The organism is Streptomyces sp. MB09-01 (assembly GCF_033794505.1).
Classification (GTDB): Bacteria; Actinomycetota; Actinomycetes; order Streptomycetales; family Streptomycetaceae; genus Streptomyces.
This window is the reverse complement of record NZ_JARAYQ010000007.1, coordinates 1-23,460: the sequence shown is the minus strand read 5'-3', so window position 1 is coordinate 23,460 and position 23,460 is coordinate 1. Positions and strand designations below refer to the sequence as shown.

General features: G+C 70.9%; 21 protein-coding genes. 4 read left to right on the top strand and 17 right to left on the bottom strand.

Annotated features, from left to right (window positions below; translation table 11 throughout):
- Positions 1–13 precede the first annotated feature (13 nt).
- The 12 genes from PV721_RS02640 to PV721_RS02585 form a co-directional block, all read right to left on the bottom strand.
- The gene (locus tag PV721_RS02640) at positions 14–2,467 is read right to left on the bottom strand and encodes a bifunctional (p)ppGpp synthetase/guanosine-3',5'-bis(diphosphate) 3'-pyrophosphohydrolase (protein WP_319721126.1); all 2,454 of its coding nucleotides are present in this window, start codon (positions 2,465–2,467) and stop codon (positions 14–16) included.
- Positions 2,468–2,707: 240 nt separating this feature from the next.
- Complete coding sequence (locus tag PV721_RS02635; protein ID WP_319721125.1) at positions 2,708–3,262, bottom strand: adenine phosphoribosyltransferase; 555 nt, start codon at positions 3,260–3,262, stop codon at positions 2,708–2,710.
- On the bottom strand, positions 3,259–4,314 hold the full coding sequence (gene secF, locus PV721_RS02630) for a protein translocase subunit SecF (protein WP_319721124.1): 1,056 nt from the start codon (positions 4,312–4,314) through the stop codon (positions 3,259–3,261). Before secF ends, PV721_RS02635 begins: the two co-directional genes overlap by 4 nt.
- Before the next feature lie 3 nt (positions 4,315–4,317).
- Positions 4,318–6,111 carry a protein translocase subunit SecD gene (gene secD / locus PV721_RS02625; protein ID WP_319721123.1) on the bottom strand — a complete coding sequence of 598 codons (1,794 nt, stop codon included), beginning with the start codon at positions 6,109–6,111 and terminating at the stop codon, positions 4,318–4,320.
- Positions 6,112–6,264: 153 nt separating this feature from the next.
- On the bottom strand, positions 6,265–6,741 hold the full coding sequence (gene yajC, locus PV721_RS02620) for a preprotein translocase subunit YajC (protein ID WP_319721122.1): 477 nt from the start codon (positions 6,739–6,741) through the stop codon (positions 6,265–6,267).
- 166 nt (positions 6,742–6,907) lie between these two features.
- A complete protein-coding gene (gene ruvB / locus PV721_RS02615; RefSeq protein WP_319721121.1) occupies positions 6,908–7,981 on the bottom strand; it encodes a Holliday junction branch migration DNA helicase RuvB in 1,074 nt (357 codons plus the stop codon).
- 159 nt (positions 7,982–8,140) lie between these two features.
- Positions 8,141–8,773 (bottom strand): Holliday junction branch migration protein RuvA, encoded by a 633-nt coding sequence (ruvA, locus tag PV721_RS02610; protein WP_319721120.1) that lies wholly within the window; start codon positions 8,771–8,773, stop codon positions 8,141–8,143.
- Positions 8,770–9,306, bottom strand: coding sequence for a crossover junction endodeoxyribonuclease RuvC (gene ruvC / locus PV721_RS02605; protein WP_319721119.1), 537 nt, complete (start codon positions 9,304–9,306; stop codon positions 8,770–8,772). The genes ruvA and ruvC overlap by 4 nt, the downstream gene beginning before the upstream one ends.
- Before the next feature lie 118 nt (positions 9,307–9,424).
- Entirely contained in the window at positions 9,425–10,177 is a 753-nt protein-coding gene (locus PV721_RS02600) for a YebC/PmpR family DNA-binding transcriptional regulator (protein WP_008740481.1), read from the bottom strand.
- A gap of 57 nt (positions 10,178–10,234) precedes the next feature.
- Positions 10,235–10,828 carry a pyridoxal 5'-phosphate synthase glutaminase subunit PdxT gene (gene pdxT, locus PV721_RS02595; RefSeq protein WP_319721117.1) on the bottom strand — a complete coding sequence of 198 codons (594 nt, stop codon included), beginning with the start codon at positions 10,826–10,828 and terminating at the stop codon, positions 10,235–10,237.
- A 7-nt stretch (positions 10,829–10,835) separates the two neighbouring features.
- A complete protein-coding gene (pdxS, locus tag PV721_RS02590) occupies positions 10,836–11,753 on the bottom strand; it encodes a pyridoxal 5'-phosphate synthase lyase subunit PdxS (RefSeq protein ID WP_030706266.1) in 918 nt (305 codons plus the stop codon).
- A gap of 126 nt (positions 11,754–11,879) precedes the next feature.
- Entirely contained in the window at positions 11,880–12,422 is a 543-nt protein-coding gene (locus PV721_RS02585) for a hypothetical protein (protein ID WP_319721116.1), read from the bottom strand.
- A gap of 122 nt (positions 12,423–12,544) precedes the next feature.
- Here PV721_RS02585 and PV721_RS02580 point away from each other — a divergent pair, with 122 nt between their 5' ends.
- On the top strand, positions 12,545–13,141 hold the full coding sequence (locus PV721_RS02580; RefSeq protein ID WP_319721115.1) for a hypothetical protein: 597 nt from the start codon (positions 12,545–12,547) through the stop codon (positions 13,139–13,141).
- Between the two features lie 4 nt (positions 13,142–13,145).
- On the opposite strand, the gene PV721_RS02575 is transcribed toward PV721_RS02580, so the two are convergent.
- The 3 genes from PV721_RS02575 to pgsA are packed head-to-tail and all read right to left on the bottom strand — an operon-like array spanning position 13,146 to position 15,888.
- On the bottom strand, positions 13,146–14,321 hold the full coding sequence (locus PV721_RS02575) for a glycosyltransferase family 4 protein (protein ID WP_319721114.1): 1,176 nt from the start codon (positions 14,319–14,321) through the stop codon (positions 13,146–13,148).
- Positions 14,321–15,223, bottom strand: coding sequence for a phosphatidylinositol mannoside acyltransferase (locus PV721_RS02570; RefSeq protein WP_319721113.1), 903 nt, complete (start codon positions 15,221–15,223; stop codon positions 14,321–14,323). The genes PV721_RS02575 and PV721_RS02570 overlap by 1 nt, the downstream gene beginning before the upstream one ends.
- Entirely contained in the window at positions 15,223–15,888 is a 666-nt protein-coding gene (pgsA, locus tag PV721_RS02565) for a phosphatidylinositol phosphate synthase (RefSeq protein WP_030706261.1), read from the bottom strand. The genes PV721_RS02570 and pgsA overlap by 1 nt, the downstream gene beginning before the upstream one ends.
- A 297-nt stretch (positions 15,889–16,185) precedes the next feature.
- Here pgsA and PV721_RS02560 point away from each other — a divergent pair, with 297 nt between their 5' ends.
- The 3 genes from PV721_RS02560 (at position 16,186) to PV721_RS02550 (ending at position 20,655) form a co-directional block, all read left to right on the top strand.
- On the top strand, positions 16,186–18,381 hold the full coding sequence (locus PV721_RS02560) for an elongation factor G-like protein EF-G2 (protein ID WP_319721112.1): 2,196 nt from the start codon (positions 16,186–16,188) through the stop codon (positions 18,379–18,381).
- Between the two features lie 142 nt (positions 18,382–18,523).
- The gene (locus tag PV721_RS02555) at positions 18,524–20,185 is read left to right on the top strand and encodes a hypothetical protein (RefSeq protein WP_319721111.1); all 1,662 of its coding nucleotides are present in this window, start codon (positions 18,524–18,526) and stop codon (positions 20,183–20,185) included.
- A 56-nt stretch (positions 20,186–20,241) separates the two neighbouring features.
- Positions 20,242–20,655 (top strand): DUF1992 domain-containing protein, encoded by a 414-nt coding sequence (locus PV721_RS02550; RefSeq protein ID WP_319721110.1) that lies wholly within the window; start codon positions 20,242–20,244, stop codon positions 20,653–20,655.
- Between the two features lie 12 nt (positions 20,656–20,667).
- Here the strand turns inward: PV721_RS02550 and PV721_RS02545 are convergent, their stop codons facing one another.
- Both PV721_RS02545 and thrS read right to left on the bottom strand, forming a co-directional pair.
- Positions 20,668–21,228: an HIT family protein gene (locus PV721_RS02545; RefSeq protein ID WP_319721109.1), complete on the bottom strand. Its 561-nt coding sequence runs from the start codon at positions 21,226–21,228 to the stop codon at positions 20,668–20,670.
- Positions 21,229–21,322: 94 nt separating this feature from the next.
- Positions 21,323–23,299 (bottom strand): threonine--tRNA ligase, encoded by a 1,977-nt coding sequence (thrS, locus tag PV721_RS02540; protein ID WP_319721108.1) that lies wholly within the window; start codon positions 23,297–23,299, stop codon positions 21,323–21,325.
- Positions 23,300–23,460 lie beyond the last annotated feature (161 nt).

The window sequence follows — 23,460 nt, the reverse complement described above, 5'->3', positions numbered from 1 at the left end:
GGTCAGGCCTTGGTCAGGGCCTCCTTGCAGAGGTAACACGGTAGACGTCGTAGACGCCCTCCACACCCCGAACGGCCTTCAGGACGTGGCCCAGGTGCTTGGGGTCGCCCATCTCGAAGGTGAACCGGGAGGTGGCCACCCGGTCGCGGGAGGTCTGGACGGCCGCCGAGAGGATGTTGACGTGCTGGTCCGAGAGGACCCGGGTGACGTCCGACAGCAGCCGGGACCGGTCCAGCGCCTCGACCTGGATGGCGACGAGGAAGACCGAGGACTGGGTGGGCGCCCACTCGACCTCCAGCATCCGCTCGGGCTGCTGGGAGAGCGAGTCGACGTTGACGCAGTCCGCGCGGTGAACCGATACGCCACTGCCGCGGGTGACGAACCCGATGATCGGGTCGCCCGGCACCGGGGTGCAGCAGCGGGCCAGCTTGACCCACACGTCGTCGACGCCCTTGACGACGACACCCGGGTCGGCGCTGCTGCGCCGCTTGCTGCGGGCGCGCGCGGGCGGGATCGACTCCTCGATGTCCTCGTTGGCCGCTTCCTCGCCGCCGAGGGCCGCCACCAGCTTCTGCACGACGCCCTGCGCGGCCACGTGGCCCTCGCCGATCGCCGCGTACAGGGAGGAGATGTCGGGGTAGCGCATCTCGTGCGCGAGGGTGACGAGCGAGTCGCCGGTGAGGATGCGCTGGATCGGCAGGTTCTGCTTGCGCATGGCCCGCGCGAGGGCGTCCTTGCCGTGCTCGATGGCCTCGTCGCGGCGCTCCTTGGAGAACCAGCCGCGGATCTTGTTGCGGGCCCGCGGGGACTTGACGAAGCCCAGCCAGTCGCGGGACGGGCCCGCGCCCTCGGCCTTGGAGGTGAAGACCTCGACCAGGTCGCCGTTGTCGAGCGTGGACTCCAGCGGCACCAGGCGGCCGTTGACCCTGGCCCCTATCGTCCGGTGGCCGACCTCGGTGTGGACGGCGTACGCGAAGTCCACGGGGGTGGCGCCGGCGGGCAGCGCGATGACGTCGCCCTTGGGGGTGAAGACGAAGACCTCGTTGCGGGAGAGGTCGAAGCGCAGCGAGTCGAGGAACTCGCCCGGGTCCTCGGTCTCCTTCTGCCAGTCCAGCAGCTGGCGCAGCCAGGCCATGTCGTTGACGGTGTCCTGGCCGGCGCTGCCCTTGGCCGCCTGGGGCACGTCCGTACGGACCTTGGAGGTGCCGGCGACGGTCTGCTGCTTGTACTTCCAGTGCGCGGCGATGCCGTACTCGGCGCGGCGGTGCATGTCGAAGGTGCGGATCTGCAGCTCGACGGGCTTGCCGCTGGGCCCGATGACCGTCGTGTGGAGCGACTGGTACATGTTGAACTTGGGCATCGCGATGTAGTCCTTGAACCGGCCGGGGACCGGGTTCCAGCGCGCGTGCACGGTGCCGAGGGCCGCGTAGCAGTCCCGGACGGTGTCGACGAGGACGCGGATGCCCACCAGGTCGTAGATCTCCGCGAAGTCGCGGCCGCGGACGATCATCTTCTGGTAGACGCTGTAGTAGTGCTTCGGGCGGCCCGTGACGGTGGCCTTGATCCGGGCGGCCCTGAGGTCGACCATCACCTCGTCGGTGACGACGGCGAGGTACTCGTCGCGCTTGGGCGCCCGCTCGGCGACCAGGCGGACGATCTCGTCGTACATCTTCGGGTAGAGGATCGCGAAGGAGAGGTCCTCGAGCTCCCACTTGATCGTGTTCATGCCCAGCCGGTGCGCCAGCGGGGCGTAGATCTCGATCGTCTCGCGGGCCTTCTTCTCCTGCTTCTCGCGCTTGAGGTAGCGCATGGTGCGCATGTTGTGGAGCCGGTCGGCGAGCTTGATGACGAGGACGCGCGGGTCCTTGGCCATCGCCACGACCATCTTGCGGACCGTCTCGGCCTGTGCGGCCTCGCCGAACTTCACCCGGTCCAGCTTGGTGACGCCGTCGACGAGGAGGGCCACGGCGTCGCCGAAGTCGCGGCGCAGGTCCTCCAGGCCGTACTCGGTGTCCTCGACGGTGTCGTGCAGCAGACCGGCCATCAGGGTGGCCGGGTCCATGCCGAGCTCGGCGAGGATGGTGGTCACCGCGAGCGGGTGGGTGATGTACGGGTCGCCGCTCTTGCGCTTCTGGCCGCGGTGCCAGCGCTCGGCGACCTGGTAGGCCTGCTCGAGCTGGCGCAGCGTCGACGTCTCGATCTTCGGGTCGTTGCTGCGGACTATGCGGAGCAGGGGCTCCAGTACCGGGTTGTACGGGTTCGAGCGCTGCACCCCGAGCCGGGCGAGGCGGGCGCGCACCCGGTTCGAGGACCCGGCCGACTTCACCGGCGCGGGCTTGACCGGCGCGGGCTTGACCGGCGCGGGCTTGACCGGCGGGGCCGGCGGGGGCGTGGCGGCGGCCGCCGCGGCCTGCTCGGCCTGCGGGTCGGGCTGCGGGGCGGAGACTGGCTGGACCTCGTCTGGCAAGAGCGCTCCTCACGGGGGTCCCCCCAGACGGAGCCTGGGGGAGGGTCCGGTGCCCGTGTCCGGTCCGGATAACCCATCGTAGCGAGGGTTGCGCCACCCCGTTCCCCGAGGCTCCGCCTCGATCCCGTACGGCGCTCCGCGGGGCCCGGGGCCCGGCCCCGGCAACCGGACCGCACCCGGAAACCGGAGCGGCGGGCACCCGGGAAGTCCCGGGTACCCGCCGCTTGGGCACAGCAGGGGTCAGACCACGATCAGCGCGTCCAGCGGAGCCCCGTCCAGGGCCGGGCCCAGCTTGGCCCGCCCCGGGAGGAACGACAGTTCCATCAGGACCGCCACGCCGACGACCTCCGCCCCGGCCCGCCGGATCAGCGAGAGCGAGGCTTCGGCGGTACCACCGGTGGCCAGCACGTCGTCGATGACCATGACCCGGTCACCCACCGCCAGATCCTCGGCGTGGACCTCGATCTCCGCGGTGCCGTACTCCAGCTCGTACGACTGCGCGAGCGTCGCGCCCGGCAGCTTCCCGGCCTTGCGCACCGGCACGAAGCCGATGCCGGCCTGCACGGCCACCGGAGCCGCCAGGATGAAGCCGCGCGCCTCCAGTCCGACGATCTTCGTCGCCCCGTACCGCCCGGCCAGCTCCACCAGCGAGTCCGTGAGCGCCGCGAAGGCCTTCGGGTCGGCCAGCAGCGGGGTGATGTCCTTGAACATCACGCCCGGCTTCGGGTAGTCCGGGACGTCCTTGATCCGGCCGAGCAGCAGGGCCCGTACGTCCTCGGACAGCGGCGCCGTCAACGTCGCCGCCCCGGCCGGCCCTGCGCCACGACCTGCGGCTCGTCCTCGGACGCGTAGCCGTCGTCCGGGGACTCGCCCTTGGCCGCCGCGGCCGCCCGCTTCGCGAGCACCCGCTTCTTCAGCGCCTTCATCGCCGGCTCGCGCTCCTTGAGGTCAACGACCAGCGGGGTCGCGATGAAGATCGAGGAGTACGCACCGGCCGCGAGGCCGACGAACAGCGACAGCGAGATGTCGTTCAGCATGCCGGCGCCCAGGAAGCCGCCGCCGATGAAGAGCAGCGCGGCGACCGGGAGGAGCGCGACGACCGTGGTGTTGATCGAGCGGACCAGGGTGCCGTTGATGCTGCGGTTGGCGATCTCGCTGTACGTCCAGCGGGTCTGCTTGGTGATGTCCTTCGAGCCCTCCTTGAGACCGTCGAAGACGACGACGGTGTCGTAGAGGGAGTAGCCGAGGATCGTCAGCAGACCGATGACCGTACCGGGGGTGACCTCGAAGCCGACGAGCGCGTACACGCCGACGGTGATGGTGAGGTCGTGGATCAGGGCGATCAGCGCGGCGACCGCCATCCGCCACTCGAAGGCGATGGCCAGGTAGATCACCACGAGGACCATGAAGACCCCGAGGCCGGTCCAGGCCTTGTTCGCGATCTGTTCGCCCCAGCTGGGGCCGACCAGGTCGGCGTTGATGTCGGCCTCGGTGACCTTGAGGTCGGTGGCGAGGACCTTCTTGACGCTGGTCGCCGCGTCGGTGTCCAGACCGGAGATCTGGATCCGCAGGCCGCCGGTGCCGAGCTCCTGGACGATCGCGTCGTGGCCCGAGGCCTTCTCCGCGGCCTCCGTCGCCTTGGCGACGGAGACGGCCGTCTTCGGGGTGGTGAAGACGGCACCGCCCTTGAACTCGATGCCCATGTTGAGGCCCTGAACGGCCAGGGCGACGATCGCCGTGATGGTGATCAGGATGGAAACGCCGTACCAGAGAAAGCGCTTGCCGACGAAGTCGTAGCCGACCTCACCGCGGTACAGCTTGGCGCCGAGATCTCCCAGCTTCGACATCTCTCACGCCTCCTTTGCTTCGACGGGGGCGGGGGCGGAACCGGTACGGCGGGACCGGCGCAGCGGGGGCTTGGCACCCAGCCGCTTCGGGTCCAGCCCGGACCACGGGTGACCGCTGGCGAAGAACTTCGTACGCGCCAGCAGCGTCATGACGGGCTTGGTGAAGAGGAACACCACGACCACGTCGAGCAGGGTCGTCAGACCCAGCGTGAAGGCGAAGCCCTGCACCTTGCCGACGGTCACGATGAACAGCACCGCGGCGGCGAGGAACGACACGAAGTCGGAGACCAGGATCGTGCGCCGGGCGCGCGGCCAGGCCCGCTCGACGGCCGGACGCAGGGTGCGGCCCTCGCGGATCTCGTCCCGGATGCGTTCGAAGTACACGATGAACGAGTCCGCCGTGATGCCGATCGCCACGATCGCGCCGCAGACGGCGGGCAGGTTCAGCGCGAAGCCGATGCCCTTGCCGAGGAGCGACATGATCGTGTAGGTCAGGATCGCGGAGACCAGGAGGCTCAGGATGGCGACGAACGCCAGGCCCCGGTAGTACACCAGCAGGTAGATCACCACGAGCAGCAGACCGATGGCTCCGGCGATCAGGCCGGCCCGCAGCTGCTCGCCGCCGAGGGCGGCGGTGACGGTGGTGACGCTGTCCTCCTGGAAGGACAGCGGCAGGGCGCCGTACGAGAGCATGTTGCCCAGGTCCTGCGCGGACTGCTGGGTGAAGCCGCCGGAGATCTGGGCGTTGCCGCCCGTGATCGCGGTGCTGACCGAGGGGTCCGACACGACGGCGCCGTCGAGCACGATCGCGAACTGGTTCTGCGGCATCTGCTTGGCCGCGAGCTCGCCGGTGACCTTGGCGAACGCGTCGGAGCCGCGGTCGTTGAAGTCCATCGTGACGATCCACTGACCCGACTGCGGGTCGATGACGCCCTTGGCGCTCTTCACGTCCTTGCCCTCGACCGCTGCCGGGCCGAGGACCCACTTGCCCCACGCGGTGCCGCGCTGGCCGCAGGCGAGCGTCGGGTCCGTGGGCTTGACGCCCTTGCCGACGGCGGCGCGCTGCGCCTCGTCGGTGCAGTCGAGCGCGGCGAACTTGGCCTGCAGGTCGGCGGCGGCCGCCTCGTCACCCGTGGGGGGAGCGGACGCGGACGGCGACGGGGCCTTGGTGTCGTCTGCCTTCTTCGACTCGCTCGCCGAGGGCGAGGGAGTGGGGGCCGTCGGGGCCTTGAGGGCCTCGCTGAGCGCACGGCCCTGGGAAGTGGCGCTGGACGACGGGGTGGCGGAGGGGCTGGCCTTCTTGCCGTCCTCGGCCTTGGGGGCACCGGAACCGCTCGCGGACGGGTTCGGGCTCGGGCTCTGGGTGCCCTCGGGAGCGGCGGGAGCGCCGTCCGCGAACGCGATGACGGGGCGGAAGTAGAGCTGGGCGGTGGTGCCGACCTGCTCGCGCGCCTGCTGCTCGTTCGTCCCCTTGGGGATGTTCACGATGATGTGGTCGCGGCCCTGGGTCTGGACCTCCGCCTCGGACACGCCGAGACCGTTGACGCGGCGGTCGATGATGCCGACCGCCGTGTTCATGTTGGTCTCGTTGATGGCGTTCTCTTTGCCGGGCTCGCTCTTGGCCTTGAGCGTGATGCTCGTGCCGCCGGCGAGGTCGATGCCCAGCCGGGGAGTCGTCTGCTTCGAGAGGAACATCCCCGCAGTGAGCGCCACCATCGCGATCAGGATGATCGCCAGGGCGCGCCCCGGCCTCCCCTGAGCCCCCGTGGGCCGCCGGCCCTTCTTCGGTGCTGCCACCTTGTCGTTTCTCCCTGTCCAACCGCCCTGCGCCGGGTCAGCGCGCGGACGGCCACGAAATGTGTGGTGGGGACCCCTGCCCCCCGCAGAAGTGTCACTGACGGGGACCGCGGCGACCGCCGGTCTGGCGCCTCCACGGTCCCCCGTCGCGCGCTACTTCGCGCCGGCCTCGCCGTCGGCCTTGCCGTCCTTGGGCTCGTCGTCGCCCTCGGCCGCGTCCTTCTTGCCCAGGTCGAGCTTGGGAGCCTCGTCCTCGCCCTTGTCCTTGGCGAGGTCCGTCTTCGGCTCCCCGGTGAGGGAGGAGGCGTCGTCCGGGACGACCGGCGTGTCGGTCGTCACGTCCTCGGTGATGCCGTGGACGATGCGGTTGTACTCCGCGTCCTCGAGAACGGCGCCGATGGCGTTCTTCGCGAAGATCGCGTGGACACCCGGAGCCACCTCGAGGGTGACGGTGTCGTCACCGATCTCCTTCACCGTGGCGTACATGCCGCCAATGGTGCGGACCCCGGTGCCGGGCGTCATGTGGTCGCGCATCTGCGCGGCTGCCTGCTGCTTCTTCTTCGCGGAGCGGGTCATCAGGAACATCGCCCCGATGAGCACGATGAACGGGAGGAGTGTCACGAGATTCACGGGACGGAGATCCTTCGCACGACCGCACGCGGACGGCGGCCTTTTCTACGGGGGGTGGGCATACCGACCCGAAGGGTCGGCATCGGCGGAGTCTAGGCGAGTCCGCACCGATGGAACAACGCCCAGCATGGCACCGCAGTTCCTGAGGGGGCGAACCTCCGCGCCGTCAGGCCCCGAACAAGCCCTGTTGTCCGCTTGATCCACTCCCACCGTGCTGCGGCGGCACAAGCCCCAGGTGAGCCCATGCGGCGGGCGTCGCGACCCGTCCCCTGGGGGTGCGCGCGAGCAGGCCCTCGCGGACCAGGAACGGCTCGGCGACCTCTTCCACGGTCTCCCGTTCCTCGCCGACCGCGACGGCGAGGGTGGACAGCCCGACGGGGCCGCCGCCGAACAGTTTGAGCAGCGCCTCCAGGACGGCCCGGTCCAGCCGGTCGAGCCCGCGCGCGTCCACCTCGTAGACCTGGAGGGCGGTACCGGCGACCTCGCGGTTGATCACGCCGTCCGCCCGCACCTGGGCGTAGTCGCGTACGCGGCGCAGCAGGCGGTTGGCGATACGCGGGGTGCCGCGGGAGCGCCCGGCGATCTCGGCGGCGCCGTCGGTGTCGATCTCCACGTCGAGGAGGCGGGCGGAGCGGTGGATGACGCGCTCCAGCTCCTCGGGGGCGTAGAACTCCATGTGCCCGGTGAAGCCGAAGCGGTCCCGCAGCGGAGGGGGCAGCAGTCCGGCCCGGGTGGTGGCGCCGACCAGGGTGAAGGGCGGCAGCTCCAGCGGGATGGCGGTGGCACCCGGCCCCTTGCCGACGATCACGTCGACGCGGAAGTCCTCCATGGCCATGTAGAGCATCTCCTCGGCGGGCCGGGACATGCGGTGGATCTCGTCGAGGAAGAGGACCTCGCCCTCCTGGAGGGAGGACAGGATGGCGGCGAGGTCGCCTGCGTGCTGGATGGCGGGGCCGGAGGTGATGCGGATGGGCGCGCCCATCTCGGCGGCGATGATCATCGACAGCGTGGTCTTGCCGAGGCCGGGCGCTCCGGAGAGCAGGACGTGATCGGCGGTGGCTCCGCGCTGCCTGGCCGCCTTCAGGACGAGGTCCAGCTGCTGGCGGACCTTCTCCTGGCCGACGAACTCCCCGAGGTCCTTGGGCCGCAGGGCCGCCTCCACGGCGGTGTCCTCGCCGTCGGCCGAGGCCGCGACGAGTCGCTCGGCCTCGTCTGCGTTGGTCTCGTCGTCCCAGTTCACGGTGTCAGTCTGCCTTCTCGGTTCGTACGGTGGTCGATCGCGTGCGGCGCCGCTGCGGGGAGTTCTGCGCCCGTACCCCCGCGGGCGGAGCCCCGCTCCGGGAGCCTCGCCGGCGGTCGAGGCGCGGGGTCGGACAGGGCCCAGGGGCGGCGCGGGCGGTCAGCGGGCGCGGTTCAGGGACTGGAGGGCGGCTCGCAGGAGCTGCGGGACCGGGGCCGGACCGCCGGCGGCAATCGCGGCTTCGGCCTGCGGCGTCACCGCCGAGACGGCCTCCTCCGCCTCCCGCGAGGCGTAGCCCAGCCCGATCAGCGCGGCGGACAGCTGCTCCGTCCACGGCGCCGGCCCCGCCGCGACGGCGCGCTGCGCACCCACCAGCCCGCTCGCGCCCAGCGGGGCGCCCAGCTTGTCCTTGAGCTCCAGCAGCAGCTTCTGTGCGCCCTTCTTGCCGATGCCCGGCACCGCCGTCAGCGCCTTCTCGTCCCCCGTGGAGACGGCCAGCCGCAGCGCGTCCGGGCTGTGCACGCCGAGCATCGCCTGCGCCAGCCTCGGCCCGACCCCGCTCGCGGTCTGCAGGAGCTCGAAGACCTGGCGCTCGTCGTCGTCGGCGAATCCGTACAGGGTGAGCGAGTCCTCCCGCACGACCAGGGAGGTGGCCAAGCGGGCCTGTTCCCCCGTCCGCAGACCGGCGATGGTGTTCGGCGTGCACTGCACGGCCATGCCCACTCCCCCGACCTCGATCACGGCGAGGGTGGGGGCGAGCGCGGCGACGGTGCCGCTGACGAAGGCGATCATCGGGTACGGCCTTTCGAGCCAGAGGCGTGCAGGGCGACCGCCTGCTGGAGGCGGTTCTGGGCGGGGGCCCGCCAGATGTGGCAGATGGCGAGGGCGAGGGCGTCGGCGGCGTCCGCCGGTTTGGGCGGCGCAGCCAGCCGCAGCAGCCGGGTGACCATCGCTCCGACCTGGGCCTTGTCGGCGCGGCCGCTGCCGGTGACGGCGGCCTTGACCTCACTGGGGGTGTGCAGGGCGACCGGTATCCCGCGGCGGGCGGCGCACAGCATCGCAACGGCGCTCGCCTGGGCGGTGCCCATCACGGTGCTGACGTTGTGCTGGCTGAACACCCGCTCCACGGCGACGACTTCGGGCTGGTGCGTATCGAGCCATTCCTCGATGCCCTGCTCGACGGCGACGAGCCGGTGGCCCAACTCCGCGTCCGCGGGGGTGCGTACGACCCCCACCCCGAGCATGGTCAGGGGGCGGCCGGCGACGCCCTCGACGACGCCGACGCCGCATCGCGTCAGCCCCGGGTCCACACCGAGTACGCGCACCTTCGCCCCCCTCGTCCGCTCGTCCGTTCGTGTCGGTGCAGGTTATCGGGCACCACTGACAAAGCAGCGGGCCGACGGGGGTGTGTCCCCGTCGGCCCGCTGCTGCACGGTCTGCCGGTCAGGCGTCGACCTTCTCCATGACCTCGTCCGAGACGTCGAAGTTGGCGAAGACGTTCTGCACGTCGTCGCTGTCCTCCAGCGCGTCGATCAGCTTGAAGATCTTGCGCGCGCCCTCTTCGTCCAGCTCGACCTGCATGGTCGGCAGGAAGTTGGAGTCGGCCGAGTCGTAGTCGATGCCCGCCTCCTGGAGCGCGGTGCGGACGGCGACCATGTCGGTGGCCTCGCTGATGATCTCGAAGCTCTCGCCGAGGTCGTTGACCTCTTCGGCGCCGGCCTCGAGCACCGTCTCCAGGACGTCGTCCTCGGAGAGCTCGCCCTTGGGCAGGAGGACGACACCCTTGCGGTTGAACAGGTACGAGACCGAGCCCGGGTCGGCCATCGAGCCGCCGTTGCGGGTCATGGCGACGCGGACGTCGGAGGCCGCGCGGTTGCGGTTGTCGGTGAGGCACTCGATGAGCACCGCGACACCGTTCGGACCGTAGCCCTCGTACATGATCGTCTCGTAGTCGGCGCCACCGGCCTCGAGACCACCGCCGCGCTTGACCGCGGAGTCGATGTTCTTGTTCGGGACCGAGCTCTTCTTGGCCTTCTGGATGGCGTCGAAGAGCGTGGGGTTGCCGTCGATGTCCGCGCCGCCCATGCGGGCCGCGACCTCGATGTTCTTGATCAGCTTCGCGAAGAGCTTGCCGCGCTTGGCGTCAACCACGGCCTTCTTGTGCTTCGTCGTAGCCCATTTAGAGTGGCCGGACATCTGCCTGTCTCCTTCGCGTCACCAACAGTGTTCGTCTCCGATCCTACCGGGACCTGGTTACAGCCCCGCGCGCACCATGTCGACGAAGTAGGCGTGAACCCGGTCGTCTCCGGTCAGCTCGGGGTGGAACGAGGTCGCGAGGACGTTGCCCTGGCGCACGGCGACGGTGTGGCCGTCGTACGTGGCGAGCACCTGGGCGGAGGCGCCGACGGACTCGACCCACGGGGCGCGGATGAAGACTCCCTCGACCGGGCCGCTCTCGATGCCCGCGAAGTCGATCTTCGCCTCGAAGGACTCGTTCTGGCGGCCGAAGGCGTTGCGGCGGACGATCATGTCGATGCCGCCCAGGGTCTCCTGGTCCTCGCGGCCGTCCAGGAGCTTGTCGGCCAGCATGATCATGCCGGCGCAGGTGCCGTACACGGGCATGCCGGCGGCCACGCGCTCGCGCAGCGGCTCCAGCATGCCGAACAGCACGGCGAGCTTCGACATGGTCGTGGACTCGCCGCCGGGGATCACCAGGGCGTCGACCTCGGCGAGCTCCTCGGGGCGCCGGACCGGCCTGGCCACGGCGTCCGCCGCGGCCAGGGCGATCAGGTGCTCCCGTACGTCGCCCTGGAGAGCCAGGACACCGATCACGGGGGTGTTCGTCATGTCGGTACTACCAGCCGCGGTTGGCGTAGCGCTCGGCCTCGGGGAGGGTGTCGCAGTTGATGCCGACCATGGCCTCGCCCAGGTTGCGGGAGGCGTCCGCGATGATCTTCGGGTCGTCGTAGAAGGTGGTGGCCTTCACGATGGCGGCGGCGCGCTTGGCCGGGTCGCCCGACTTGAAGATGCCGGAGCCGACGAAGACGCCCTCGGCGCCGAGCTGGCGCATCAGCGCGGCGTCGGCGGGGGTGGCGACGCCACCGGCGGAGAACAGCACGACCGGGAGCTTGCCGAGCTCGGCGACTTCCTTGACCAGCTCGTACGGCGCGCGCAGCTCCTTGGCGGCGGCGAACAGCTCGTTGTTGTCGTAGCCGCGCAGGCGGGCGATCTCGTTCTTGATCTGGCGCAGGTGGCGGACGGCCTCGACGACGTTGCCGGTGCCGGCCTCGCCCTTCGAGCGGATCATGGCCGCGCCCTCGGCGATGCGGCGCAGGGCCTCGCCCAGGTTGGTGGCACCGCAGACGAAGGGGGTGGTGAACGCCCACTTGTCGGAGTGGTTGACCTCGTCGGCCGGGGTCAGGACCTCGGACTCGTCGATGTAGTCGACACCGAGGGACTGCAGGACCTGGGCCTCGACGAAGTGGCCGATGCGGGACTTGGCCATGACCGGGATGGAGACGGCCTCGATGATCTCTTCGATCATGTTGGGGTCGGACATGCGGGCGACCCCGCCGTCCTTGCGGATGTCGGCCGGGACCCGCTCGAGGGCCATGACGGCGACGGCGCCCGCGTCCTCGGCGATCTTCGCCTGCTCGGCGTTGACCACGTCCATGATCACGCCACCCTTCAGCTGCTCGGCCATGCCGCGCTTGACGCGCGAGGTGCCGATCGCCGACTCGGCGGACTGGGGGGAGGTGGGAAGCGTGCTCACGGATGACCTCACTCGAAGGGAACTCGAAAGGAAGACGGGTACTACCTGCCCGAGGAAACCCCACGGGTCAGTCCACTACAAGGGCCAATGTGGAGCCTGTGGCTCCTCCATTTGTCCCTCACGGCCCTAGGTGGGCCGATCGGCAAGATCCACCGGCGGCTCGTCGTCCATTTCGAAGGCCAGCGGGAACGGCGCGTGCCCGGCCAGCCTGAACCAGCGGACCTTGCGATGGCGGCGCAGCGCGCGGGCGGCCCGTACGGCGTCGTTGTGGAACCGGCGGGCCATGGGCACCCGGCGGACCGCCGCCGCCAGCTCCTCCGTGGCCTGCGCCCCGCCGGGGGCCGCCTTCAGCACCTCTACCTGGTCGGCGTCGGCGAAGACCGCCCGGAGCGCCTGGCTGAGCTCGCTCTCGGCGACCTCGCGGTGCTCCTCCTCGGCCTGCCGGGCGGCGTGCGCGGCCTCGTACAGCACCAGCGAGGAGGCGGGGTCCAGCACCCCGGAGGTGGCCACCTCCAGCACGACCGAGGCCCGCCGCACGAGCTGCGCGTCGAGCGCGGCCCGCGCGGCGTCCATCCGCGAGTGCAGCCGGTCGAGCCGGCCGGCGGTCCAGCTGAGGTAGACCCCGACGACTCCGAGAGCCAGGGCGATCCAGACAAGGGTTTCAATCACGCTGCGCGACCCTACCGCTCCGCGAGGCCCGGGCGGTCATCGCCCCTCGCCCCGGTCCGGGCTCTCCCCTAAGCTGCATGATCCACATCGTTCGGGGAGATCACGAACCACTCGGGGGGATCATGAACTACACGCGTTTCCGCAGACCGGCGGCGCTTCTGCTGCTGACCGTGGGGATCGTCTGCGCCGCCGCGGTGGTGGCCGGGATCGAGGCGGGCGACGAGGGCGGTCTGGTCCTGCTGACCGAGCTCCAGGCACACATGGTCCCGCTGGGGTGGCTCGCCGTGGCCGCGCTGACCGGGGCGACCCTGCTGGGGCTCGCGCGGTCCCCGCTGCGCCTGCCCCTGGTCACCGCGCTGCTCGTCCTCGGCGTCCCGATGATGCTTCTCGCAAGCTTCGTCTCCGCGACGTTCGGCTCTTCGAACACGCAGGAGAAGACCGAGCCGGCTCCCGGCCGCGACGACCGCTGGCTGGTCGTGGAGAGGGACAGCATCCTCCTCGACCCCGTCTGGCACGTCTACGTCGTGCAGGGGAACCGGCCCCTGGAACGTCGCTGGAGCGTCGGCTCCTTCGGCGGCAGGTCAGACGCCCACGCACTCCGCGAGACCGTGTGGACCTCCCCCGACCGGATCCGCATGACCACAGAGGAGGGCGCGGTCCACGAGGTGACCGTCGCCGCCGGTGGCCGGCCGGACCGGACCGTCGACGCAGGGTGGTGAACCCTCAGGAGGGCGAGGTGTCGCGGGAGAAGCCCAGGCGGGTGCGGAGGCTGGTGCTGCGGTCGTCCTCGGCCACCGCCGCCGCGCCGTCCGTGACCGTCTCGTAGACCGCCAGGATGTCCGCCCCGACCGTGGACCAGTCGAAGCGGCGGACGTGCGCCGAGCCGCTGGCGCTGAGCCTTGCCCGGCGGGCCGGGTCGCGCAGGAGGGTGATCGCCGCCGTCGCCAGGGCGTCGGCGTTCTCGTTGGCGAAGAGGTCGCCCGCCCCGCCCTGGTCCAGGACCTGCGCGAAGGCGTCCAGGTCCGACGCCAGGACCGCGGCGCCCGCCGACAGGGCCTCGACCAGGATGATGCCGAAGCTCTCGCCGCCCGTGTTCGGGGCGACGTACACGTCCACGCTGCGCAGCAGCCGTGCCTTGTCCTCGTCCGAAACCATGCCGAGGAACTCCACCCGCCGACGGAGCTCCGCGGGCAGCGAGGCCACCGCCTGCTCCTCGTCGCCGCGGCCGGCGACCAGCAGCCGTACGTCCGGGCAGGCCTCCACGATCTTCGGGAAGGCCTCCATCAGCACCGGCAGGCCCTTGCGCGGCTCGTCGATGCGGCCGATGAAGCCCAGGGTCTGCCCGGACCAGTCGGGGTTCGGCTCGGCCTTGGCGAAGAAGTCCACGTCGACGCCGTTGGGGATGACCACCGCGTCGCCGCCGAGGTGCTCCACCAGCGTGCGCCGCGCGTACTCGCTCACCGCGATCCGCGCGCTGATCTTCTCCAGGGCCGGCTGGAGGATCGGGTACGCCGCGATCATGGCGCGCGAGCGCGGGTTCGAGGTGTGGAAGGTGGCCACGATCGGGCCCTGTGCGGCCCAACAGGACAGCAGCCCCAGCGAGGGCGAGGCCGGCTCGTGGATGTGGATCACGTCGAAGGTGCCGTCGTGCAGCCACCGCCTTACCCGCGCGGCGGAGAGGAACCCGAAGTTGAGGCGGGCCACCGAGCCGTTGTAGGGCACCGGCACCGCCCGTCCCGCCGAGATCACGTAGGGCGGCAACGGGGTCTCGTCGTCCGCCGGGGCCAGGACCGACACCTCGTGGCCGAGACGGATCAGGTGCTCGGCCAGATCCCGGATGTGGAACTGGACGCCGCCCGGCACGTCCCACGAGTAGGGGCACACGATGCCGATCTTCACTACGCGCGCTCCTCCAGGTCGTCCAGCCACAGTCGCTGCAGCATGTGCCAGTCCTCCGGGTGCTCGGCGATCCCCCAGGCGAAGGCGTCCGCCACCGCCTGCGTCATGACGGCGGTCTTCTCGGTCCGCGTGCCGGTCTTCGGCACCTCCACCTCGGGGTGGATGCGGCCGTACAGCTTCGGCGTGTCCCCGTAGTGCAGGGTGGCCGGGAGCAGGACCGCCCCGGTCTGCTGGGCCAGCAGCGCCGGCCCGGCCGGCATGCGCGCCGCGGAGCCGAAGAAGTCCACCTCGACCCCGGAGGCCGACAGGTCCCGGTCCGCGACCAGGCACACCAGGCCGCCGGAGCGGAGCCGGCGGGCGAGGGTCCCGAAGGCGGCGCCACCGCTGTGCGGCAGGACCTCCATGCCCAGGCTCTCCCGGTAGGCCACGAAGCGGTCGTAGAGGGTCTCGGGCTTGAGCCGCTCGGCGACCGTGGTGAACGGGACCCCGATGTGGCCGATGGCCCAGGCACCGGCGAGGTCCCAGTTGGCAAGGTGCGGCAGCGCGACGACGACCCCGCGCCCGGAGGCGAGGGCGTCGCGCAGGAGGTGCTCGTCCGTGAACTCGACGTCCGTGCCGAACCGCTCCGGGTCCATGGTCGGCAGCCGGAAGGACTCCATCCAGTACCGCATGTACGAGCGCATGCCCGCCTTGGACAGCTCGCGCAGCCGCTCCGGACCGGCGTCGGGCACCACCCGGGCCAGATTCGACTCCAGCCGCAGCACGCTCTTGCCGCGCCGCTTCCACGCGAAGTCCGCGATCCGCCGGCCCAGGGCCACCGCGGCCGGCTCGGGCAGCTTCTTGACCCCGGCCCAGCCGAGCCCGTACAGCCCGCTGACCAGCTTGTCCTGTGCGCTGCCCATCAGGCCGCGCCGCCGTCGGCGGCGGCAGCCTCGGCGTCGGCCTCGGCGGACTCGCGGCGTACGGTGACCACCCGCTGGATCAGCGTGACGAGGGAGCCCACGGCCACGATCCACAGCGCGATCGGCAGCAGCACCCCGATCCAGGACGGCACGCCGAAGGTCTGCAGCCCCGACAGGCCGGCCGCGACCAGCGAGATCACCAGTCGCTCGGCCCGCTCGACGAGCCCGTTGACGGCCACCGGCAGTCCGATCGACTCGCCGCGCGCCTTGGTGTACGAGACGACCTGGCCGCTGGCCAGGCAGAAGATCGCCACCGCGCAGAGGACGTTGTCGTTCCCGGATCCCGCGTACCAGAGCGCGAGACCGCCGAAGATCGCCGCGTCCGCCACCCGGTCGAGGGTGGAATCGAGGAAGGCTCCCCAGCGGCTGGAGATGCCGGCCTGGCGGGCCATGTTCCCGTCCACCAGGTCGGAGAAGACGAAGAGGGTGATGGTGATCGTGCCCCAGAAGAACTCGCCCCGGGGGAAGAAGAACAGCGCTCCCGCCACCACTCCGGCCGTGCCGATCAGGGTGACCGCGTCCGGGCTCACCCCCCGCCGGAGCAGAAAAGCGGCGAATGGCGTGAGAACACGCGTGAAGAATGCACGCGCGTACTTGTTCAGCATGGCCTTCCCGGAGGGTCGCTGGGCCGCACGGCCACCACGGCCACCGGCTGGCCCATCGTAGCCAGCACGCCGCCGCCCGGACGCCGCGCACCCACCGGTTCGTGCCGCGCAAGACGTACTTCCCGTCACGGACCGCCTCCGGAGCGCCCCGGGTGCGTGCCCGGTACGACGTATGGACGCGGTGTGACACCAGTGCAAAGCTCGAAGAACCCCGTGTTCCTCGTCCGAGGAACCCGCTCAAGGAATCGATCAAGGAACCCACCCTCCTCACCGTCACCACCGGGAGGCACGAGCACCATGGGAGCCACATCACACCAAGCCGGAGCCGCCGGCAGGGCACTGACGGCCGACCGCCCCTCCTCCATCCGGAATGTCGTGCTGGTCGGCCACAGCGGATCCGGCAAGACCACGCTGGTCGAAGCCCTCGCCCTGACCGCCGGGGCGGTCAACCGGGCCGGCCGCGTCGAGGACGGCGCCACCGTCTCCGACTACGACGAGATCGAGCACCGCAGGCAGCGCTCCGTCCAGCTGTCCCTCGTCCCCGTCGAATGGGGCGGGATCAAGATCAATATCTTGGACACCCCCGGATACGCCGACTTCGTCGGGGAACTCAGGGCCGGTCTGCGCGCCGCGGACGCGGCCCTTTTCGTCGTCTCGGCCTCGGACGGCATCGACGGGGCCACCCGCATGGTCTGGGACGAGTGCGAGGCCGTCGGCATGCCCCGCGCCATCGTCGTGACCCACCTGGAGGCCGCCCGCTCCGACTACACGCAGATGGCCACCGTCTGCGGCGAGATCTTCGGCGCCGAGGACCCCGACGCGGTCATCCCCCTCTACCTCCCCCTGCACGGCCCGGCCGGCCCCGACGGCCACGCCCCCGTCACCGGCCTGCTCGGCCTGCTCTCCCAGCGCGTCTACGAGTACTCCTCCGGCGAGCGCGTGGAGCGCGACCCGGACGCCGCCGAGCTCGCGCTCATCGCCGACGCCCGCTCCCGCCTCATCGAGGGGATCATCGCCGAGAGCGAGGACGAGGGCCTCATGGACCGCTACCTCGGCGGCGAGGACATCGACGTCAAGACCCTCGTGGACGACCTGGAGCGGGCCGTCGCCCGCGGCACCTTCCACCCGGTCCTGATGGCCGCGCCCGCCACCGACGGCGCCCGTCAGGGGCTCGGCACGGTGGAACTCCTCGAACTGGTCACCGGCGGCTTCCCCACCCCCCTGGAACGCGCCGCCGTCACCGTCACCCGCCCCGACGGCTCCGCCCGCCCCGACGTCACCTGCGATCCCGCCGGCCCCCTCGTCGCCGAGGTCGTCAAGACCTCCTCCGACCCCTACGTCGGCCGCGTCTCCCTCGTCCGCGTCTTCTCCGGCACCCTGAAGGCCGAGGAGACCGTCCACGTCAGCGGGCACGGGCTCGCCGACCGGGGCCACGAGGACCACGACGTCGACGAGCGGATCGGCACGCTCACCGGCCCCTTCGGCAAACAGCAGCGCGCCCTCACCCGGTGCATCGCCGGCGACCTGGCCTGCGTGGCCAAGCTCACGCGCGCGGAGACCGGCGACACCCTCTCGGCCAAGGACGACCCGCTCCTGATGGAGCCCTGGACCATGCCCGACCCGCTGCTCCCCCTCGCCATCGAGGCGCACAGCAAGGCCGACGAGGACAAGCTCTCCCAGGGCCTGGCCCGGCTCGTCGCCGAGGACCCCACCATGCGGCTGGAGCAGAACCCGCACACCCACCAGGTCGTCCTGTGGTGCCTCGGCGAGGCCCACCAGGACGTCGCCCTGGAACGGCTGCGCACCCGCTACGGCGTCCAGGTCGATCCCGTACCGCACAAGGTGAGCCTGCGCGAGACCTTCGCCGCCAAGGCCGCCGGCCGCGGCCGGCACGTCAAGCAGTCCGGCGGCCACGGCCAGTTCGCCATCTGCGAGATCGAGGTGGAGCCGCTCCCGCCGGGCAGCGGCATCGAGTTCGTCGACAAGGTCGTCGGCGGCGCCGTGCCCCGCCAGTTCATCCCGTCCGTGGAGAAGGGCGTGCGCAGCCAGGCCGCGCGCGGGGTCGCGGCCGGCTACCCGCTGGTCGACGTGCGCATCACCCTCCTCGACGGCAAGGCCCACTCGGTGGACTCCTCCGACGCCGCCTTCCAGACGGCCGGCGCCCTCGCGCTGCGCGAGGCCGCCGCCGAGGCCCGCATCGACCTCCTCGAACCGGTCGCCGAGCTCGCCGTCCTCGTCCCCGACGAGTACGTGGGCCCGGTCATGAGCGACCTCGCGGGCCGCCGCGGCCGCGTCGTCGGCACCGACCAGGCCGGTTCCGGGCGCACCCGGGTCCGCGCCGAGATCCCCGAGATCGAGATCGGCCGCTACGCCGTGGAGCTGCGCTCCGTCTCGCACGGCACCGGGCGCTTCGCCCGGGCCTATGCCCGCCATGAGCCCATGCCACCTCAGATCGCGGAAAAGGTGCGCGAACAGACCGAGAAGGGAAGTTAGTTGACATAGCGTCGGGAAGGGCCGCCCACCCAACCAGCTTGCGGTGGGCGGCATTTCCCTGTCCCATGACCATGGGGCGAGATCCGCCGATAGGCTCATCGGCGCACCAAAAGAGCACGAACGCACAGCGATGGGGGCAGCGGTGGCGGACGACGGATTCGACTTCAGGCCCGGAGCGCAGATTCCTCTCCAGGGTGGCGGTGGGCAGACGGCGGCGACCAACGCCCTCGCCTCGGCCGCGTACCGCGACGGCGGCAAGGACAGCAAGCTGGAGAAGATACTCACCGCCAACAGCGAGCTCCACCCGGCCACGGTCAAGCCCCCGAAGCTCTCCCTCTTCGAGCCCAGCCTCGGCGAGGCCTTCTGCCGGGCCGTCGAGGCCCGCACCCTCGGGTCGGGCCGCAAGCCGCTGATCCAGTCCTTCGGGGCCGATCCGCAGACGGTGGTGGAGCACTGCCTGGCCGCGTCCCGCATCCGCAAGGAGCGCGACCGCAGGCTCCGGCTGATCATGCTGGTCTGCGGTGTGCTGTTCCTGCCCGGTCTGCTGCTGTGGCTGGGCCTGTTCCAGCTCCGCAAGAGCCTGGCCGGCAAGGGGCGCGGCTCGTGGATCGGCACGGCGCTCCTGGTCGGCGTGGGTGTCGTGGCCGCCGTCCTGATGTTCCGGCTGCCGCTCACCGGCTTCCTCGGGCTCTACGCACGCGGCATGATCATCGTCCCGGCCCTGGGCTGGCTGCTCGCCCGCCGGACGTGCGAGGCCACCGCCCGGGACCTGCGCGCCCGCTGGGACGGGCTGCTCGCCGGCGGCGGGGTCGGCGCCAAGATCCCGGAGGCCGTGCCCGGCAACCCGGACGAGAAGGCGCGCGAGGACCTGCGCCACCAGCTCGCCAAGCTCACCGCGGAGGACCGCAGCAACCAGGTCTTCTACGCGGGCCCCAAGGGCATCCTCGGCATGGGTACCCGCTGGGGCAGCTGGCAGATGGCCGAGGAGCTCGCCCCCAAGAGCGAGGGGATGGAGATCCACCCCTTCCGCAGCTGGGACGTCATACGCGCGATCGACGCCCAGCTCCGCAAGCTGGAGCGGGGCCCGCTGCACACCGGCGGCTTCCCGCCCGCCGCGATCCAGCACTGGATCGTCACCCCGATCGGCGAGGGCGCGGCCGAGGTGGCCCGCCCCACCGGCGAGAACGTCGATACCTTCCTCATCAAGCCGCACGAGATCACCCGGATCTGCAACGAGCAGCAGTTCAGCGCCGGCAACCGGCACTACCTGGGCATCCAGTACCCGCTCTGGGACGGCCAGCTGGTCATCAACATGCTGGTCACGGTCACCGTGCTCTACAAGACCCTGCGCGTCGACGTCACCGCGCACGCCCTGGGACCCGTACACGGCCTGTTCACGACGAAGTCCGCGGCCCCGGTGGTGGAGGTGCCCAAGAGCATCCGCTTCTGGGAGACCGTGGAGCGCCCGCTGCCGTTGGTGGACGCCCAGGAGGTGGTGCGCCTGGCCGTGCGGGCCCCGCTGACCTGGTACCCGCCGATCCTGGACTTCTTCGGCGGCAAGCTGGTGCTGCCCGAGCCCTTCGGCCTGCGGCACGTCTGGGCGAGCTCCATGTGGCGCCACCGGTTCATGGCCGACGACGCCCTGCGCACGGTGGCTCCGGTCCTGCGGTCGATCCACGCCGCCACGTTCAAGGTGCTGGAGGAGAACGGCGTCGACACCGACCGCTTCACCAACCGCTCCTCGATCATGAGCGGGCTCATCCAGGAGCCGTCGCCGCGCAAGGCCGACGTCTACGACGCGTAGGTAGGCTGGAGGCGGGGGCAGTGGCGGGGGCATCCCCACGATCCGGAGGAGCGGCCGTGACCGAGCGCAAACCGCCCGGCGTCAGCTTCGAGTCCTTCGTGGACCGGCAGATCCGGCAGGCCGCCGAGCGGGGCGAATTCGAGAACCTGCCCGGCTACGGCAAGCCGCTGGCCTCCCTCGACGCGCCGTACGACGAGCTGTGGTGGATCAAGGGCAAGTTGCACCGCGAGGGGTTCGCCGTCCTGCCTCCTGCGCTCGCGCTGCGCAGGGAGGCGGAGGACGCCCGGGAGGCGGCGCTCGCGGCCCGCTCCGAGCGACAGGTGCGGGACATCCTCACGGCGGTCAACGAGAAGATCCGCGCCGCCCTGCGCAGGCCCCCGCCGGGGCCGCCCCTGGGCCTGACCGAATTCGACGTCGAGGCCGTGGTGGAGACGTGGCGCGAGGGCCGTGCGCGCCGGTCGGCCCGCTGATCAGCCGACCGGTCAGCCGACCGGCCAGGCGTCCGCGAGCATCTGACGGGTGTCCGCGAGCAGCTGCGGCAGCACCTTGGTGTGGCCGACGACCGGCATGAAGTTCGTGTCTCCGCCCCAGCGGGGCACGATGTGCTGGTGCAGGTGCGCGGCGATGCCGGCTCCGGCGGCGGCGCCCTGGTTCATGCCGATGTTGAAACCGTGCGCACCCGAGGCCTTGCGCAGCGCGACCATCGCCCGCTTGGTGAGGTCCGCGAGCTCGGCCGTCTCGAGGGCATCGAGCTCGGTGTAGTCGGCGACGTGCCGGTACGGGACGACCATCAGGTGACCGCCGTTGTACGGGTAGAGGTTCAGCACCGCGTAGACGTGCTTGCCGCGGGCCACGACCAGGCCGTCCTGGTCGGACATCTCCGGAATCCCGCAGAAGGGACAGCCGTCGCCGGCCTCCGGACCGGTCGGCTTGTTCTCCCCCTGGATGTAGGCCATCCGGTGGGGCGTCCACAGACGCTGGAACGCGTCCTGCGTGCCCACACCGATCTGCTGCTCCGGCTCAATCGTCATGGCGGCAAGCATATGACCTTGGCTTCCCGTACGAGGAAGGCCCCCGGAAAGTGATCACTCCGGGGGCCTTGCTCGGTGCTGCGGGTACGGATGCAGCGGGTGCGGATCAGACCTGGACGCGGTCCGCGACGACCTTGGCCAGCTTGGCCAGCGCCTCGTCCTTGGCGATGCCGTTCTCCTGCGAACCGTCGCGGTAGCGGAAGGAGACCGTGCCCGCCGCCATGTCCTCGTCACCGACGATGATCATGAAGGGGACCTTGAGCTTCTGGTGGTTGCGGATCTTCTTCTGCATGCGGTCGGAGGAGGCGTCCACCTCGACCCGCAGGCCCTGCTTCTTCGCCTCGGCGGCGAACTCCTGCAGGTACTCGACGTGCCCGTCGCCGATCGGGATGCCGACGGCCTGGACCGGGGCCAGCCACGGCGGCATGGCGCCCGCGTAGTGCTCCAGCAGCACGGCGAAGAACCGCTCGATCGAGCCGAACAGCGCGCGGTGGATCATGACCGGGCGCTGGCGGGAGCCGTCCGGGGCGGTGTACTCCAGGTTGAAGCGCTCCGGCAGGTTGAAGTCCAGCTGCACGGTCGACATCTGCCAGGTACGGCCGATGGCGTCGCGCGCCTGCACGGAGATCTTCGGGCCGTAGAAGGCCGCGCCGCCCGGGTCGGGGGTGAGGGGCAGGCCCTGCTTCTCGGCGACCTGCTGGAGGACCGCGGTGGCCTCTTCCCAGACCTCGTCCGAGCCGACGAACTTCTCCGGGTCCTTGGTCGACAGCTCCAGGTAGAAGTCGGTCAGACCGTAGTCGCGGAGCAGGTTCAGCACGAAGGTGAGGGTGCGGTCGAGCTCCTCCGCCATCTGCTCACGGGTGCAGTAGATGTGCGCGTCGTCCTGGGTGAAGCCGCGGGCGCGGGTCAGGCCGTGCACCACGCCCGACTTCTCGTACCGGTACACGGTGCCGAACTCGAACAGGCGCAGCGGCAGTTCGCGGTAGGAGCGGCCGCGCGCGTCGAAGATCAGGTTGTGCATCGGGCAGTTCATGGGCTTGAGGTAGTAGTCGGTACCACCGTCGAGCTGCATGGGGGGGTACATGCCCTCCGCGTACCAGTCCAGGTGACCGCTCTTCTCGAAGAGCGCGCCCTTGGTGGCGTGCGGGGAGTAGACGAACTCGTAGCCCTCCTCCTCGTGCCGACGGCGCGAGTAGTCCTCCATCGTCCGGCGGATGATGCCGCCGCGCGGGTGGAAGACGGCGAGGCCGGAGCCGATCTCGTCCGGGACGGAGAAGAGGTCCAGCTCGTTGCCGAGCTTGCGGTGGTCGCGCTTCTCGGCCTCGGCGAGGAAGTCGAGGTGGGCCTTCAGCTCCTCCTTCGACGGCCACGCGGTGCCGTAGATGCGCTGGAGCATCGGGTTCTTCTCGCTGCCGCGCCAGTAGGCGGCGGCGTTGCGCATGAGCTTGAAGGCCGGGATGTTGCGGGTGGTGGGCAGGTGGGGGCCTCGGCAGAGGTCCTTCCAGCACAGCTCGCCGGTCTTCGCGTCCAGGTTGTCGTAGATGGTCAGCTCGCCGCCGCCCACCTCGACGTTCGCGCCGTCGTCGGTCGACGCGGAGCCCTTGATGCCGATGAGCTCCAGCTTGTACGGCTCGTCGGCGAGCTCCTCGCGGGCCGCCTCGTCGGTGACGACGCGGCGGGAGAAGCGCTGGCCGCGCTTCTGGATCTCCTGCATCTTCTTCTCGACGGCCTTCAGGTCCTCCGGGGTGAAGGGCCGGGCCACGTCGAAGTCGTAGTAGAAGCCGTCGCGGACCGGCGGCCCGATGCCCAGCTTGGCCTCGGGGAAGAGCTCCTGCACGGCCTGCGCCATGACGTGCGCGGTCGAGTGGCGCAGAATGTTGAGGCCGTCTTCGGAGGAGATCTCCACCGGCTCGACGGTCTCGCCGTCCTTCACCTCGTAAGCGAGGTCCTTGAGCTCGCCGGCGACACGTGCGGCGACGATGGTGCGCTCGCCGGCGAAGAGCTCCGCCGCCGTAGTGCCCGTGGCCACCACGCGCTCGTCCCGCTCGGAATCGCGTTGGATGATCACACGGACGTCTGACACCGGTCTCTCCTGAACTCTGGGGGTGCGCGAGCGAACACTGCGCGCCTGAATCGTACCGAGCGGAGTGGCTGCGCCGCTAAACGGTTACGGCGCGGGCCCGTCCGGCCCCCTTCCCGGCAGGCCCGGGCCCGCGCCGTAACCGTTTAGCGGCGCAGCCACTC